Raw genomic sequence first — 16,771 nt, 5'->3', positions numbered from 1 at the left:
CAACATGCCATTAGTTACTACTACAGAAATGTTCAAAAAAGCCTATGAAGGCGGCTATGCTGTTGGCGCTTTCAATGTAAACAACATGGAAATCGTACAAGGTATTGTAGATGCAGCAAAAGAGGAACAATCTCCTCTTATCTTGCAAGTATCTGCAGGCGCACGTAAATATGCTAAACATATTTACCTTGTAAAACTTGTGGAAGCCGCTCTTGAAGACAGCAATCTACCAATCGCTCTTCACCTTGACCACGGCGATTCCTTCGAAATTTGTAAAGACTGTGTAGATGGTGGTTTTACATCTGTTATGATTGATGCATCTCATCATGATTTCGATGAAAACGTAAAAATCACAAAACAAGTTGTTGAATATGCTCACGCTCACGGCGTTGTAGTAGAAGCAGAATTGGGCCGTTTAGCAGGCGTTGAAGATGATGTAAATGTATCTGATGCAGATGCTCGCTTCACTGATCCTGAACAAGCTGCTGAATTTGTCCATCTCACAGGTGTAGACTCCTTAGCAATCGCTATTGGTACTAGCCACGGTGCATACAAATTCAAAGGCAACCCTTACCTGGATTTCGATCGTTTGAAAAAAGTGGGCGAATTATTGCCTAACTTCCCAATCGTATTGCATGGGGCATCCTCCGTATTGCCTGAATTCGTAGCAAAATGTAATGAATTTGGTGGCAACATTCCTGGTGCACAAGGCGTACCTGAAGAAATGCTTCGCAAAGCAGCTCAAATGGCGGTTTGCAAAATCAACATCGATACAGACCTTCGCCTCGCTATGACTGCATCTGTACGCGAATACTTGGCTCAAAACCCATCTGAGTTTGACCCACGTAAATATTTAGGACCTGCTCGTGATGCTATTAAAGGCATGGTAGCTCACAAAATCAAAAATGTATTAGGTTCTTCTAACAAACTATAATCAATGGCTAGTGGATTTTTAAAAGGAACCTTAATTTTAACAATTGCCGGTTTCGTAGTGAAAGCCATCGGTAGTATCAACTGGATTCTTCTATCTCGCATCTTAGGTGGTGAAGGCATCGGTATCTATCAGATGGCCTTTCCTATCTATTTGTTACTATTACAAATTTCGAGCGCAGGTGTGCCGATTGCCATCTCTATTTTGACGGCAGAACGATTAGCCTTACACGACTTTGGTGGTGCTAAGAGAGTATTCAATATTTCTTTTACAATGTTGACTATAACAGGTTTTATCGCCAGTCTTGCCATGTACTTTGGTGCAGATTGGTTAATCTCTAGTGGTCTCATTGCTGAAAGCCGTGCCTACTACTCTATCATCGCGCTCGCTCCGGCAGTATTCTTTGTAACATGGATTTCCTGTTTCCGCGGGTATATTCAAGGCTATGAAATGATGACGCCCACGGCGATTAGCCAAATTGTAGAACAATTACTACGGGTTATCGTTATGCTTGGTGCTGCTGCTATTTTATTGCCTTATGGCTTACCAGCCGCAGCAGGTGGTGCTAGTTTGGGTGCTGGTGTAGGTGCTTTTGGGGCCTTCCTGGTGCTGTTGTATTACTACTACAAATTACCTAAGGCTAGTAGTACTGGTGAAAGCTACGATGGTCCTCGTGAATCAGCTAAAGAAATTTTGTCACGACTCTTAACATTGTCTATACCAATTTCCTTAGCAAGTATCATGTTACCGTTGACGGCGAATCTCGACTTACTTATCGTACCACGTCGCTTATTAGATGCTGGGTTCCCGATGAACGAAGTAACAGAACTATTCGGTTACCTTACTGGGATGGCGGTGCCACTCATTAACTTGGCTACCATCATTACCGCAGCCCTTGCGACAAGCATTGTACCTGCTATCTCTCATGCCTTTGCAAAACGCGATCATCAAGGTATCTATGATCGCACTGCAGGCTCTATGCGACTAACATTTATGGCAACCGTACCATTTACAGTGCTATTATATGTACTTGCTGCCCCAACCGTTACACTGATTTACAATGCGCCTAAGGCAGAACTAGCAACGCAAATCACGGCGTTCTCTATATTCTTCCTAGGTGTACATCAAGTAACAACAGGTATCCTACAAGGTCTCAACAGGCCACGTATTCCAGTCATAAATATGGGGATTTCTCTCATAATCAAGGTCATCCTTAACTGGACACTGACCGCTATTCCTTGGCTGGGCATCGGCGGTGCCGCTTGGGCAACCGTTGCTGATATTGGCTTTGCGGCATTACTTAACTTGATTTATATCAAAAAATACACAGGCTACTTCCTTGATATTTCCCTTCTTTGGAAAAACGTGGTCAGTGCTGGTGTTATGGGTATACTCATCTTCTTGAGTTACCACTATTTAACAGATATCTTACCAATGTGGGCTAACTTTATACTCACTGGTATCGAAGGCTTATTGCTCTACGTTATTATCATGGTCCTTTTAAAAGGCCTCAATAAAAACGATGGTGCTAGCATGCCACTCGTTGGTAGATTCTTTAGATAAGCTATATATACTTACATAAAAATAGGTTCCTAATAGTCACCTATATGACCATTAGGAACCTATTTTTTATTTACTTATTTTAATCTTCTTCTTATTTTAAGCCTGTATACCTATCATTGTTAAAATTTCCATTATAATTGGAATTACTACAACAAATAGTATGGTACTAATCATGACTAAACCTGTAGCAAATGGCAAATCAGCTTTTGATTCATTAGCTACAATCGGCAATACTGCAATAACAGGTCCTGCTGATTGTACAACAAAGGTGATGATTGCAATTGGTTCTTGAACTATACCTGCTCCATATTGTAAAACCATAATCAAACAGAACATGATAATCGGGGAAATAACAAATCGTCCTACAATCCCACCGATGGAGTCTTTATTTAAACGCATGCTCTTTAAACCCGCATCATGAAGTACAATACCAATATAAATCAAGGATAATGGGGTTACCATATCACCTAAATAATTTAAGGTAGTATGCAAAATTGGAAGTAAAGGAATTTCAAAGAACAAGAAAATTAATGCCACAAAAAAACCTATCAAAGGTGGTGGTAATAACTTCTTCCAATCAAATTTATGCTTCTTGCTTTTACCTTCAATAGATACTGAACTATTATGTATACTATCAATCTTATGGGATCCATTATTAAAATCTACTTTAGGATTTGGCAGTGGATCTAGTTCTATAAGAAATACCCCTACCATCCATACGGAAATAGTGTTACCGATGTAATATAACAGGAAATACGGTAGCGCATCTTGCCCAAAGAGTGCAATTTGCACTGGTAACCCAATAAACAAGCAGTTATCATTTACTACCATATTGATAAAAATACCACGTCGTCCTTTAGGAACTTTCAGCATTTTCATCATAATGAACGCTACAATATATGCAATAACATATGTTAGGACAACCACTAACATGCCATATCGTAAATTCCATATATCTGAAGTATGTAGGTGATGTAATACGGATATAAATACTCCCGCTGGTAATGCAACCGACATGATAAATCGCGATAAATTACCACTAAAGGTAGGGTTAAACATGCCCTGTCCTTTTAATATATATCCTAACAAAATAAGTAGCACAATAGGTATGATACTTTGCAAAGATGTTAGAAAAACCATAGTAAACCTCCCGTACAGTTCATTCGTAGTTTATCATATCATGTTTCGCAATAAACTTATACAACTATATCTTGAAAGAAAATATAGTAAAATGTATCAACTTTAACATATTTTCTCTATTATAAGTCTTATAATTATATCTATTAGTAGTGTTTTTATCCATAAAAATCTGATACACTAACATCAGGTTGTACAGATTTTTACACATATGAGGTGATATTATGACGAAACCATTTATTGGCATATCTGGCAATATCTTACGAGATAATGGTGGTCCTTACGTAGATTTATTGCGTTCTTACGTAAACCAAGACTATCCTCGTTCTATTGAGGAAACTGGTGGCATTCCTGTTATAATTCCATTTACCGAAAATCTTGATGTAGCTCGCGAAACGGTAGCAAAGCTTGACGGCTTGTTATTATCCGGCGGTCATGATGTATATCCTCTTCACTATGGAGAAGAACCTTTGCAAGGTCTTGGCGATGTATTTCCGGAGCGCGATCGATTCGACTTTGCTTTAATCAAAGCAGCAGAAGAAAAACAAATTCCTATCTTTTGTATCTGTCGTGGCTTACAAATCTTAAATGTATATCGTGGCGGCTCTTTATTCCAAGATTTAAAATATGATCAAAACTGTACAATAAAACACTCTCAGAATCAAACACCTTCTCTTGGCACCCATACTGTAGAAATTGATTCCAAATCAAAACTAGCTGGTGCTATAGGTTGCAATACTTGGATTACGAACTCCCATCATCACCAAACAGTTAAAAATGTCGGTAAAGGATTACAAGTTGTAGCAAGAGCTAAGGATGGTACTGTAGAAGGTTTAGAGGATCCAGCCTATCCTTGGTTAGTAGCCTGTCAGTTCCACCCAGAAATGATGTCTACAAATGATGAAAATGCAAAACGTTTATTTACTGCATTCGTAAAAGCAACTCAAGAAAATATAACTAAATAGTAGGAAGATTGTATCATGAAAGAAACAGGAAAATTTGGCTTTTGGAGTATTGTACTCCTTGGCATCAATGGTATTGTAGGAACAGGTATTTTCCTACTACCTAATAAAGCATATTCCATAATTGGTTCCGCTAGTTTAGGTGTACTCTTATTTGACGCCGTTATCGCTGGCTGCATCGCCCTTTGCTTTGCAGAAGCAGCCAGTTTATTTACACGCAATGGTGGTCCTTATCTATATGCAAAACATGCTTTAGGTGACTTCTGGGCATTTGAAGTGGGTGTTCTTAAATGGATTGTTACCGTCATTGCTTGGGCGGCTATGGCCGTTGGTTTTGCTACAGCATTAGGTGCTGCAGTACCAGCTTTAAGTGGTGATTTTGCAAAGGATGTCATTTCATTTATCTTAATTGTAGGCCTTACGATTGTAAATATATTTGGTGTTAACGTATCCAAATTTGTTAACAACTTAATCACTATATCTAAGCTAGTTCCTCTTGCCCTATTTATTGCAATTGGTATTTTCTTTATAAATGGAGCTAACTTTACGCCAGTCTTCCCTCAAGACATCTATGTAGATGGATCATTTGCTCAAGCTGCGGTTCTTCTATTCTTTGCCTATACAGGGTTTGAAGTCATTGCCATTGCTGCAGAAGATATGAAAAATCCTAAAAAGAACTTACCACGTGCTATTATCATGTGTATGCTTCTTGTATCGGTTCTATATATGGCGATCCTCGCCGTATCTATTGGTGTACTTGGTACAGATTTAGCAAATACTAAGGCTCCAGTACAAGATGCATTCAATGTGATTGTTGGACCTATTGGCATGTATATCGTATTAATAGGCACCTTAATCTCTATGGGTGGTATCAACTTTGCTGAAGCTTACTATGCGCCTCGTGTAGCTACATCCATGGCGGAAGATGGTATGCTACCAAGTGCGTTGGCAAAACGCAATCGTTACAACGCACCATATGTAGCAGCCATCGTTACTGCCATTGCCAGTGTTTTACTTGCCTGGTCCGGCTCCTTTACTACACTAGCAGCCATCAGTGCAGTATCTCGCTTTACACAATATCTACCAACGTGTTTGGCTGTTATTATCTTCCGTCGCAAATGGGCAGACAAAGCTCGTTCCTACACAATCCCTGGTGGCTACTTAATCCCAGTCATCGCTATCGGCACATCCCTATGGATGCTTGCCCAAGCTCAAACTAACCAATTATTATGGGGTCTAGGCGGCTGTATCGTAATCTTGCCATTCTACTACTCCTACTGGAAAAAGAAAAAAGCTGGTCTCATTAAAGACCATGACGAAATGTAAATAATACAAAAAACTACCAGTTATTCACAATATCTAGTGACTTATCCTTTCATAGTAGAAGGTCTGTTTAAAAGATATATGTTTAACTGGTAGTTTTTATTTTATCTATTAATCGTAATTAAATTAGCTCTATCAAAAGAGTCGTATCGACTAATATAGATTCTCTTCTATAATAGTGTCCTTCGTTAAGTCCTCTTCGATATAACCAACTTCATCGGTAGCTTCGTCTTCGTCACGTGTATCGATATAGATACTAATAAGGGCTAATGCGCCTTCTTCATTGAGGGTTGCAATGGTACTCATAGGCCCATAGGTTAAAATAAGACCATCTTCTTCATCGCGAATGATATGAGGCACCGCATCAAAGTGTTGGTTCATTAATTGATCAAAGTAATCCTCTACATCTAGGCCGCTTTCAAGGGTTATAGATTCAGCATCGCCTTTTTGGAATACAACGCGTGTGTCTTCATCGATATATTGATAGAAATCGTCTACATCAACATTCGCGGTTTCAAGCCATATACTAAGGGCTGTAGTCCAGTCTTTCACAGTAGTAGGCGCAGAAATAAAGGCATATTCGCTTTCATCAGTGCCAAAACGAAGATCATCATACTCGATACTATAATTTTCTTGGCTTGAAACGATACGATCTACAAGTCCTTCATCATTTACGTCTACAAAAATCATGTACACGTAATTATCGTTACTTTCATAGGAAATGGTTAAACCATGACGCCCCTCGTGAAATAACGCATCCTCCTCATACACATCAGTAATATGCATGACCTTGCAAGTAACAGGTACATTATCAGCCTTGATGGACTCAGTCATAGAGGACAAAAACTCAACAGTTTCATTGCGGTTTCGTCCAATGATGCCACGGCCTGTAGACAGATACTCACAATCTTCACTTAACATATGTTCAATACCGTGAATATCTGCGGATTCAAGAATAGATTTTATCAATAAAAGAGCTTGTATTTCAGTCATACTACGCCTCCTATACACTGTACTTATTACTTCTATTATTGTAACACAATTATAATAACTAATAGGTCTATTCTCTTGATTTTCTACATATTTATCATATACTTAAAAAGTACATATTGATTTAAAATCGGAGGCCCCTATGAAATATACTACTATCGTTTTTGATTGCGACGGCACATTGCTCAATACAGCTACAGATTTAGCCAACGCCGTAAATCATGTACTACGTACACATAACTTCCCTGAAAAATCGCTAACAGAGGTAAAAGTAGCTCTGGGTAATGCAGTAACCTATTTGATGCGTCAATGTTTACCAAGTACAGTAGCTGATCATGAATTAGATCCATACATTGAGGAGTTCAAAGCTTACTATGGTGAGCATTTAAAAGACACAACAGCTCCTTACCCAGGCATCCTAGATATGCTTGATATACTGCGTAAACAAGGTTATAAATTAGCCATCGTATCCAACAAAATCCAAGAAGGTGTAACGCCACTCAATAAAGAGTACTTTGGTGATCGTTTACCTGTTGCCATTGGTGAAAGACCAGGATTACAACGTAAACCAGCACCAGATATGGTACTACAAGCCTTAAAAGAACTAAACTCTACACCGAACGAATCTATTTATGTAGGTGACTCTGAAGTTGACGTAGCTACTGCAGAAAACTCCGGCCTACTTTGCATCGGTGTTACATGGGGCTTTAGAGAGGAATCTCTCCATCAAGAACTAGGCGTCACACATATTGCCCGAAAAGCAGACGATATTGTAAGCATTGTTGAAAGCTTAAATAAATAATAATTTCCTTTAGGTAAAAGCATATTATAATAGTTTGAAAACTATATAAACTCTTGCACAACAAAAGAGGTTCCTAATGGTCACAAGTTGACTCATAGGAACCTCTTTTTAATTTACTTTTACTATACCCGTTCAGCTAAATATTACAGACTGACTAAATACATTAGGATACACAAATATGGAAGTCTGATCAAAAACACCTTATTTATAACTAAACTGCGCATCCATAATCATTTTGCGCAACTGCTCAATGCGAACACCATTTGGTAGCTGGTCTCTATAAAACTGCAACTTATAATAGTAACGAGTATCTTCATAATCAGTAACTAATACCATGTCCGTCCTATTATGTAATGGCCAGCCATACATAAATTCAGCTAGTAAACTGCGCACACCATCATTATCGACCTCTGTTACATCATGCTTAACAGGCAATACCATCTTTGCAGTAGGTTCAGGAACCGTTCTATCTTTAACAATTTTTTCAATCTCTTTATCTAAAGAGATACTTGTATTATCGATAGATCTAGCCTTCACATGCATAAAAACACCATCAGAGGTTCTAAAGGCTCTGCCATCTATATCTTTAGTTTCCCCTTTAGTCTCTACAGCATCCTTCAATACACGGAACTGATACGGTCCATAAAACTTGGTTGCTGTAATAGCATCTAATTCTTCATCATATTGGCCATTATGTACATTCGTAACATGTATGATAGGTCTTATATCCACTGCTTGTGAAAGCATTGGTGCTACAAAACATAAACCTAAAGTCAATAGCATAATATAACGTTTCATATGAGTTTCCCTCTCCCTAAAAACTATTATCTTATTTGTATTGTAACATAATTTATCTATCCTATAATAATAATTACAAAGCGAAAAAGGTTCCTATTGGTCACCTAGGTGACTATTAGGAACCTCTAATCTATTTACTTTTATTATCCACAACACTATATTGAACTTGAGGCCTCTAAATGGGTCCAGCCTTTGCTAATCTTCTAGAGATTGGCGGTGATCAATATGAGTACATTCAAAGTGTTATCATTAATGATTTCCTTTGGCATACTTGTGGCGACCATTATCATGGCAGCTAAATGAATTGACATCTAGCAAAAGTTAGCTTTTCACAGAATTAGGCTATGAAAAAAGGCCCGACTGTGAAGTCAGACCGTTTCTTCAACATTAAATTCTAGAAGCGAAGTCTGGCGACCAAACCATTTATGCCTCACTTTGATATAAATTATATCATATCTAAACAAGGAAAGAAATCCAAAGATTTCTTTCCTTGTTTTCAATTATAAATCATCATAATGCATACGATAGTGACTTAGATCACCGACAAGATGTCCTTTCAATTGCTATATTTGTAATATATTCCTACTGGGCTGACGGATACGTAGAATTGACTACATGCACAGTAGCACACATCGTGTGATAGCCGACCGTCTGGGCAAGCTTTTGTTCAGATGGTCTTTTTTATTGCCTTCTCGTAACAAATGCTTCTTTATCTATATCTGAGTATCTCACCTATATGAAAGGAGTTTTCTTATGAGAAATCGTTGGTTTATTGCATTAGCAGCCATTGGTTTGCACATATCCATTGGTAGCGTATATGCATGGAGTGTACTCACACGTCCTATTATGGCAGATATGGGTTTTACTTTATCGCAAACAACATGGACATTCTCGTTAGCCATTTTAATGCTCGGACTATCTGCGGGCTTTCTTGGCTCCTTTGCAGAAAAAATTGGCCCTAAGAAAAGTGGACTTCTCGCTATGTTATTCTGGGTAACCGGATTATTGGGTACGGCCTATGCACTTAGCATACACAATCTTACCTTACTCTATCTCTTCTACGGCATCATCGGTGGCATTGGACTAGGCATTGGTTATATAACACCAGTTTCTACGCTCGTGAAATACTTTCCAAATCGCCCAGGATTTGCTACTGGTTTAGCTATTATGGGTTTTGGATTTGCTTCTCTCATTGCAGGGCCTCTTATGCAATTCCTCGTAGCTCAATTTGGATTGGTAAATAACTTCATTATCCTCGGTGTAATCTATCTAGTGATTATGGGTGCCTCTTCGCTCTATTTGAAAGCACCTCAACAAAAACACTCAACTCGAACTACGAAAGATAAATCTACCATGTACGTTCATACCCATGGCATGCTAGCCAATGATGCCATGAAAACTTGGCAATTCGGTGCCCTTTGGTGGGTATTCTTTATTAATATTACCTGTGGTATAGGTCTACTATCCTTAGCATCACCTATGGCGCAAGAAGCCATTGGTATGACACCTACAGCAGCTGCATCACTGGTTGGTATCATCGGTATCTTCAATGGCGGGGGTCGCATTGCATGGTCTACGATCTCCGATTACCTTGGACGAGCAAAAACTTACATACTTTTCTTTATTATAGAAATCGTCGCATTCTATTTACTCGCCCAAACCAATAGCGCCCTAACATTCCAAATTTTAATTCTTCTCATTATCACCTGCTATGGTGGCGGGTTCTCCTGTATGCCAGCATATCTTGCAGATCTCTACGGTATACGCCAACTTTCTACCATTCATGGTCGTATTCTAACTGCTTGGGGATTAGCGGGCATCACAGGCCCTATGCTCGTATCATACTTTCACGAAGCAGGATATGGCTATACTACTGCTTTAGAATGTTTTGCCGCTCTATTTGTGTTAAATACAATTATTGCTATAGTCCTAAAAATATACGGAAAACGAGAATTACACAACTAATAACTCCATTTAAGCATGGAGAAACGGCCTGACATGATGTCAGACCGTTTTTTCAATTATAAATACTAGAAGCGAAGTCTGGCGACCAAACCATTTATGCCTCACTTGGATATAAACTATATCATATCTGGACAAGGAAAGGAGTCTAAGGATTTCTTTCCTTGTTTTCTTTTATAAACCTTTATTGTACATATAAATTCTTTATAGAAACATCTATAGTAACCTATGCCTTATAATCTAGTAATCTACTATAGTCATTGCAATTTATTCGCTTAAAAATCCTCTAAAGTATATATAGGCAAGTACCTTTGGGCAAATGCAAGATTTTTATTGAGTTCAGCCCATTTCGGAGCATCACCAATAACATAGATATACTCCCTTGCTCTTGTAAAGGCTACATTTACATTGTTAGCGTTAACCCATTTAATAGCCCCATTAGCCGTGCCATCGCTTTGACAGCCTAACATATAAATAACGACTTTAGCCTCTTTACCTTGGAAGGTATGTACAGTCCCTATATTATCATCTAACCAATCTTTCTTATTATCCTCCTTGGTCCAATTCACAATATCATTACTAAGGGATCCCATATACTTTTTAAACCCATATGCAACACTAGTAAATGGTGTAATGATAAAAATATCTTTAAACTCCACATTTCTTGCTCGTAACTTTTGAATCAGTTCAAAAGCAATTTGGCCTTGTACTTGTATATATCTATCTTTACCCGTAGTAGATTCAATATTACTTCCATCATAAGTTATCCAACAGCTCTCTTTACATGGCTCAATAGGCCCTTTCGGATTGATAGTCTTATTAATCATAAAACCACCATAAGATAACTCATTAGCGACTGTAAACATTGGATCTTTACAGCGTCTATGAATAACGAGTGGGCAACCGACCCAAGATTCGGAACCATCAAGATTTTTGATAATGCCTGCAAATGGATTTTGTGCATCAGCTAAACTTTGTACAGATAGCTCTTTACTCCGATATTTACCAATACCTTCGCCACCAATTTTTTCTACAAACAAATCCTGTACAGTTTGTACAGGTTCAATCTGTTTAGGATCACCAACTACTACGGCCTTCTGCGCACGGAACAATGCCCCTACAAGCATATGAGGTGACGCCTGCCCTGCCTCATCAATAATAATGGTACCTAACGAGCTTTCAGATTTACAATTAATCAAAAATCTCTCCACAGCAGCAAAGGTGGAGGAAATAACAGGAACTGCAATCATCAATGAATTAATTAGTGCAGGAAAAATAATGTTAAGATCAAAGTTTTTCTGCAATTTTTTCCTATCACTTAATGAGCCCCAATACTGACTAAGTAATTGCATGTTTTTTCTGAAAGCATCATTCATAACTACAGTCTTTTGTAATTGTAAGGCATCATATAGCAAACGTTCTCTACATTCATTCAAATAATTACACACATATAAGAAAGCTGTGTGTGCCTCCGCTCTATCCATATCAGCTGACATTAACTTTGACGATATATCATCAAAGCAATGTATAGAATCTTTAGTACTAATTTTTAATGTACCTAAAATATCTTGCTGTATTTCTTCTATTTTTTGAAGAGTATTATCAAGCCCTTTAATATCAGCTAATAAACCATCTTTCGTATTGATTATAGATTCACGCTCATTAACCAACTGGTGTAATGCATCTAATTCACCTTTATCATTTTGAAGCTTTGTAGTCTCGTCTTCAATAACTGATAACAATGCAGCATTACTCATGGCTTCTAAAATAGACCAGTTGGTAGCATTCCAAATCTTATCAATAATAGAACGTTTGCTGTTCAACTCTATTAATTTAGACTCAATACTATTTTTACGCTCTATCAACTTCAACAAATTATCATCTAAATCATAATACTTACTTAATTGTTCATTGATTACAAGAACTTCCTCTTTTAATTTATCGATTTTAACCTTTAATTCTTGAATCAAATGAATATTCTCTTCATAGTCTGTTACATAAGTAAATAATGCTTTTACAAGATTATGTTGAGCCTGAAACTGTTTCTTGGCACTTTCAAAAGCATCTTGAGCACTAGGCACACGCATAATAGAGGACATATCTGAGGATAATACATCTAATACTGGCATAAATGTATTTATATTAGACTTCTTACCAAGTCTCGCAGAAATTAGGCCCCATTGTTCATTACTCTCTGCTAAACGATCTGCTAAAAAGGTAAAATATACCTCATTAGATTTTACAAATTGATACTTCTTATCCTTAGCAAAATAAGATAAATCAACCTGTTGATTAGAGGAATCTGGATGAAATAATGTAGACCCATTAGTCCCCTCTTCCACAGAGGAAATATTTGGCAATTCTAATGTAATATTTTCAACGGCCTTATTATTTGATGAAAGCACCAGCATGCCATATACTGCAATATCACTAGGTATATCATAGTAAAAAGAGGTCCCATCCCGACCCACAACCTTTTCGAATATATCGTTTACATGATTGCTTTCACAAAACTTAACAGCACGTTCAACAATATTACTAGCAATAATATCCTTCAATAATGTGGTTTTGCCTGTACCAGGAGGTCCATTAACAGAAAAGATATCTTTAGGGTTCTCCTTAGCAATATTAACAGCAATTTGCTGCATAAAGGATAAATTAAACTTTGAAGGCCATCTACCATATGGTAAAACCTTAGGATTATACCATTTGCGCATCTGATCAGTATCCTTTAACAAATCATAATGCTCAATATCCTGATTAAGACTATTGATATAAGACAATAACTTATCTTTATCCTTTAATGTATCAATGTGTTGTAACACCAACTGTAAATCATCGAGGAAAAAGCTAGATTTTAAATCATTAATAGGCATTGTCTCAGCTTTAACTAGCTGAATCTCCTCTGCCTGAAAACCACAGTAGCCATAAATATCACCAGCACGGAACATGGTAATACCCATAGGTTCTAAGATATGCTCTCGTAAATATGTATTAATTACACGTGCAGCATTATCAAGAGATATTTTTTCCTCAGGAAGATTAAAACTATCTTCAATTGATTTAACAATCTCATGCCAACCATCTAGCTTAATATCTTTAAACTCCACATCAGGCTGAGACATCATTTGATAAATCACCCAAATAAAAGGAGCAATTTGAAGACTCCCCTCTTTATAGTATCCCTCTGCATCAACAACAAACGATGCACTATACACATTCCCTAAATATGGTTTTTCAGGATATTCAATTTCTAGTTTATCAATGAAGGCCTCTAATACTTCAGTCCCTTTAACTACACATAATAGAACAGCATGTTCATCATCTAAAACATAGTCCTTTTCATCCTTAAAATATTTAATCTCATCAGTAATAGAGTAATTATAAGAATCATTTGGTAACGGGACTACATACGTAGAAACACGCGAATTTGTTCTTTTCCAATAAGGTTTTATTACAGACTGTTGATAAATAGTAGTTGTATCATTCTCAGTAGTAAATACAAGCTCATTAACATACTTCTTAGGAATTGCTTTATACTTAGGAACCTCTTTCGGTTGCAAACATTCAAGTGAATACCAATACTTTATAATTTGCTTTGCAGTATCTTTCATCTATACCTACCCTCTCATTAGACTAATGAAAATATTATACAGGTAGAAGAAAGAGATTTCATGAAAATCAAATAAAAACAGTTTAACCGTATAGTCAGACTGTTTCTTAAAGATATTACTCAAATAAGAACATCTTATGTTTCTCATTTATTTCATAGTAATTTAATAACTAGTTATAACATAAAATATCAAAAATCCACCAACAAGAAAAGCGATTCCACTAACAACAACAGTTATAATTGTAGTATTACGCCAGATAGTACCATTCTTAATCATTTTATCATTACCATTAGCTTCGTTATAATATGTTTGTGATATATAGGCAAATAACCAAGAAATAGTTGAAAAAAAGGCACCTATCGAAAAGAAAACTAATCCCCATGCAATTCCTCTAATCCAACGTTCAAATTCAGTTCCCAAAATATTTCCTAGAAAAGCTAAGATAGCTATACCAGCTGCACCATTTAATAAAAGTAGTGCCTTTAAGCCGCCACTAGCATATTCTTTAATTAAAGATAATCCAATTTCAGACAATTTCACCTCTAATTCACTTACCTTTAATCGAAACTCAGTTCCACTCATTTTTCATATTTTTCATAATTATAATTATCAAAATTCTGCATATTTATCTCCTTAAAATTACTTGGGAACAGCGTAAGTTTCTTGATTTATTAGATACACAAAATGGAATCAGAAGAGGTCCATTTGGTAGTTCATTAAAAAAAGATTCTTTTGTAAAGAAGTCTGACTATGTAGTATATGAACAACAAAATGCCATATATGATAATTATGTAACTCGTTATTTTATTTCAAAAGAGAAATATAATGAGTTAATTCGGTTTAATATACAACCAGGCGATTTTATTATGAGTGGTGCAGGTACTATAGGTAGAATCTCAATGGTGCCAGATGGCATAAAGAAGGGTGTCTTTAATCAAGCGCTAATTAGATTTAAAGTGGATAAGAACTCTGTTAATCCACTATACTTTCTCAAATTTATGCAGTCAGATATGATGCAAAAACAGCTGACACAAGCAAATCCTGGATCTGCCATGACAAATCTGGTTCCAATGGATGAGTTAAAAAAGTGGGATGTTACCATTCCATCACTTGAAGAACAAAATAAGATAAGCAATTTTATAAATCAAATAGATGAGTCTATTACCCTTCATCAGTAAAAGCCATTTCTATATAATAATTCTCATGCTAATCCAGCCATAGACCGCATCACTAGATCAATATCTCTATTTTCCATTTCTTGAATAATATGGATATATGTTTTTTGTGTCGTCGTCATACTTGCATGCCCTAGTCTTCTTGCAACACTTGCAATCGATACCCCTGCGAAAAGTAACAACGAGGCATGAGTATGTCGTAAACCATGAATTGATATGACTGGTATTCCCAACTTTTTACAATACCGTTCTAATACACCATTTATTGTCGAATTGAATACACGACCTTTCACAAATATAGGCTTATCTTCAGGTAAGCCTTTAATTAGTTCTGAGAACTTTATGATTGTTTGCCAATCAAGCTGTATTTTTCTCACTGATGAGCGATTCTTCGTTGGCAGGAATCCACCATTTCCTTTATAATCCCACGTTTTATCCACAATCAATGATTGATGTGAAAAATCAAAATCCTTTGGCGTTAATGCTAAAGCTTCTGAAAATCGCATCCCAGTTTTTGCTATTATCAATATCAACCAATCCCAGTTAATCTCGGATGTCAACTTCAAGTTAACTAACAAGGTATGTAATTCAAACTGATTTAGATATTTGATTTTCTTTATTCTCGGTGACCGACCTTTTATAATAGCCTTCCGCGTCGGATCCCTATCAATAAATCCTTCATCTACTGCATCCAATATAGCTGCTTTAATTTGATGATGAAAGTCCATTGTTGTTTGTCGTTCATGAAACTCTGCATAATCATTTAATAATTGTTGATACGATATTCTGTTTAATTGTGAAAGCTTAAGTTCAGGAACTAATTTTTTTAACCATAATAGAGTTATCTCATATTTTCGCATTGTTACATTACGAATAGCCCCTTCTTTATAAATTCGTATCCACTTTTCGTAATAAATATAAAATAGTTCGGATTTTTCCTCTATTGTCAACATAATTCTACCCCACCATTTACGCTGTTCCCACATAGAAATGGCTCTTGCTGATGAAGGGTAATAATTCTATCAAGAGCCTCTAAAAATGAACTAATTTTTTCTTGTTCTTTTTCATTTGGTATATTAATAACTTGATTTTTTACTAAATCAGAATTTAAATTCACTTGACTACCTGGTTGACCATACTTATTCCATTCTTCTCGGAATATTTCTAGCCACCAGAAAGCATATAAAATATTAAATTTAGGATTTAGAAAAATTAAAAAACCATCATGAACACCTGTTGGAACGTAATTGATTACAGGTTTTCCTACTGTTGCGGCAATACTCAATAATAAATGTGGTGTTTTTACAACACGAGTTTTATCTTGACCTAATTTAGATATTTTTTGTTCTAAATATTGAATTCGACCATCTTGGGCTGTAACATCTGAAATTCTTAACCAACCTACATCTGAATTATTATCAAACCATTTTGAATCACTTATCGGTCTTGGAGATGCACCACGTACAATTTCAGCTAAATCTCCCAGCTTACGCTGTTCCCAAGAAAATAAAAAG

At 36.6% G+C, this 16,771-nt stretch carries 14 protein-coding genes, 1 pseudogene and 1 riboswitch; of the genes and pseudogenes, 8 read left to right on the top strand and 7 right to left on the bottom strand.

Annotated features, from left to right (window positions below):
• Positions 1-4 precede the first annotated feature (4 nt).
• Together fba and FNLLGLLA_RS03915 are read left to right on the top strand one after the other, a co-directional pair.
• Positions 5-934 (top strand): class II fructose-1,6-bisphosphate aldolase, encoded by a 930-nt coding sequence (gene fba / locus FNLLGLLA_RS03920; RefSeq protein ID WP_004696283.1) that lies wholly within the window; start codon positions 5-7, stop codon positions 932-934.
• Between the two features lie 3 nt (positions 935-937).
• A complete protein-coding gene (locus FNLLGLLA_RS03915) occupies positions 938-2,494 on the top strand; it encodes a putative polysaccharide biosynthesis protein (RefSeq protein ID WP_008601278.1) in 1,557 nt (518 codons plus the stop codon).
• Between the two features lie 96 nt (positions 2,495-2,590).
• Here the strand turns inward: FNLLGLLA_RS03915 and FNLLGLLA_RS03910 are convergent, their stop codons facing one another.
• Positions 2,591-3,634, bottom strand: a complete 1,044-nt coding sequence (locus tag FNLLGLLA_RS03910) for an AEC family transporter (protein WP_156697610.1) — start codon at positions 3,632-3,634, stop codon at positions 2,591-2,593.
• Positions 3,635-3,855: 221 nt separating this feature from the next.
• Between FNLLGLLA_RS03910 and FNLLGLLA_RS03905 the strand changes: the two genes are divergently transcribed.
• Positions 3,856-4,596: a gamma-glutamyl-gamma-aminobutyrate hydrolase family protein gene (locus FNLLGLLA_RS03905; protein ID WP_008601281.1), complete on the top strand. Its 741-nt coding sequence runs from the start codon at positions 3,856-3,858 to the stop codon at positions 4,594-4,596.
• A 15-nt stretch (positions 4,597-4,611) separates the two neighbouring features.
• Positions 4,612-5,919, top strand: a complete 1,308-nt coding sequence (locus tag FNLLGLLA_RS03900) for an APC family permease (RefSeq protein ID WP_008601283.1) — start codon at positions 4,612-4,614, stop codon at positions 5,917-5,919.
• Positions 5,920-6,069: 150 nt separating this feature from the next.
• Here the strand turns inward: FNLLGLLA_RS03900 and FNLLGLLA_RS03895 are convergent, their stop codons facing one another.
• The gene (locus FNLLGLLA_RS03895) at positions 6,070-6,909 is read right to left on the bottom strand and encodes a hypothetical protein (protein WP_024061928.1); all 840 of its coding nucleotides are present in this window, start codon (positions 6,907-6,909) and stop codon (positions 6,070-6,072) included.
• 139 nt (positions 6,910-7,048) lie between these two features.
• On the opposite strand from FNLLGLLA_RS03895, the gene FNLLGLLA_RS03890 reads away from it, so the two are divergent.
• Positions 7,049-7,708 carry an HAD family hydrolase gene (locus FNLLGLLA_RS03890; RefSeq protein WP_008601288.1) on the top strand — a complete coding sequence of 220 codons (660 nt, stop codon included), beginning with the start codon at positions 7,049-7,051 and terminating at the stop codon, positions 7,706-7,708.
• Between the two features lie 201 nt (positions 7,709-7,909).
• Here FNLLGLLA_RS03890 and FNLLGLLA_RS03885 read toward each other — a convergent pair whose 3' ends face one another.
• A complete protein-coding gene (locus FNLLGLLA_RS03885) occupies positions 7,910-8,506 on the bottom strand; it encodes a hypothetical protein (protein WP_008601290.1) in 597 nt (198 codons plus the stop codon).
• Between the two features lie 225 nt (positions 8,507-8,731).
• On the opposite strand from FNLLGLLA_RS03885, the gene FNLLGLLA_RS09870 reads away from it, so the two are divergent.
• Positions 8,732-8,809, top strand: coding sequence for a putative holin-like toxin (locus tag FNLLGLLA_RS09870; RefSeq protein ID WP_223209338.1), 78 nt, complete (start codon positions 8,732-8,734; stop codon positions 8,807-8,809).
• 273 nt (positions 8,810-9,082) lie between these two features.
• Positions 9,083-9,170, top strand: a riboswitch (ZMP/ZTP riboswitch).
• 89 nt (positions 9,171-9,259) lie between these two features.
• Positions 9,260-10,471: an L-lactate MFS transporter gene (locus FNLLGLLA_RS03880; protein WP_008601292.1), complete on the top strand. Its 1,212-nt coding sequence runs from the start codon at positions 9,260-9,262 to the stop codon at positions 10,469-10,471.
• Positions 10,472-10,743: 272 nt separating this feature from the next.
• Here the strand turns inward: FNLLGLLA_RS03880 and FNLLGLLA_RS03875 are convergent, their stop codons facing one another.
• Positions 10,744-14,082: an AAA domain-containing protein gene (locus tag FNLLGLLA_RS03875; protein ID WP_156697611.1), complete on the bottom strand. Its 3,339-nt coding sequence runs from the start codon at positions 14,080-14,082 to the stop codon at positions 10,744-10,746.
• 162 nt (positions 14,083-14,244) lie between these two features.
• A complete protein-coding gene (locus FNLLGLLA_RS03870; RefSeq protein ID WP_038125442.1) occupies positions 14,245-14,616 on the bottom strand; it encodes a hypothetical protein in 372 nt (123 codons plus the stop codon).
• Between FNLLGLLA_RS03870 and FNLLGLLA_RS03865 the strand changes: the two genes are divergently transcribed.
• Positions 14,598-15,260 (top strand): restriction endonuclease subunit S, encoded by a 663-nt coding sequence (locus FNLLGLLA_RS03865; RefSeq protein WP_197922999.1) that lies wholly within the window; start codon positions 14,598-14,600, stop codon positions 15,258-15,260. The two genes, FNLLGLLA_RS03870 and FNLLGLLA_RS03865, sit on opposite strands and share 19 nt — an antisense overlap.
• Positions 15,261-15,283: 23 nt before the next feature.
• Here the strand turns inward: FNLLGLLA_RS03865 and FNLLGLLA_RS03860 are convergent, their stop codons facing one another.
• Positions 15,284-16,243, bottom strand: coding sequence for a site-specific integrase (locus FNLLGLLA_RS03860; RefSeq protein WP_232055007.1), 960 nt, complete (start codon positions 16,241-16,243; stop codon positions 15,284-15,286).
• Positions 16,204-16,746, bottom strand: a pseudogene (locus tag FNLLGLLA_RS03855) (restriction endonuclease subunit S); the annotation flags it as partial. The pseudogene FNLLGLLA_RS03855 and the gene FNLLGLLA_RS03860, both read right to left, overlap by 40 nt.
• Positions 16,747-16,771 lie beyond the last annotated feature (25 nt).

This window comes from Veillonella parvula (assembly GCF_902810435.1).
Lineage (GTDB): Bacteria > Bacillota > Negativicutes > Veillonellales > Veillonellaceae > Veillonella.
Note: the sequence above shows the minus strand (reverse complement) of the source record. Positions and strands in the feature narration are given on the sequence as shown.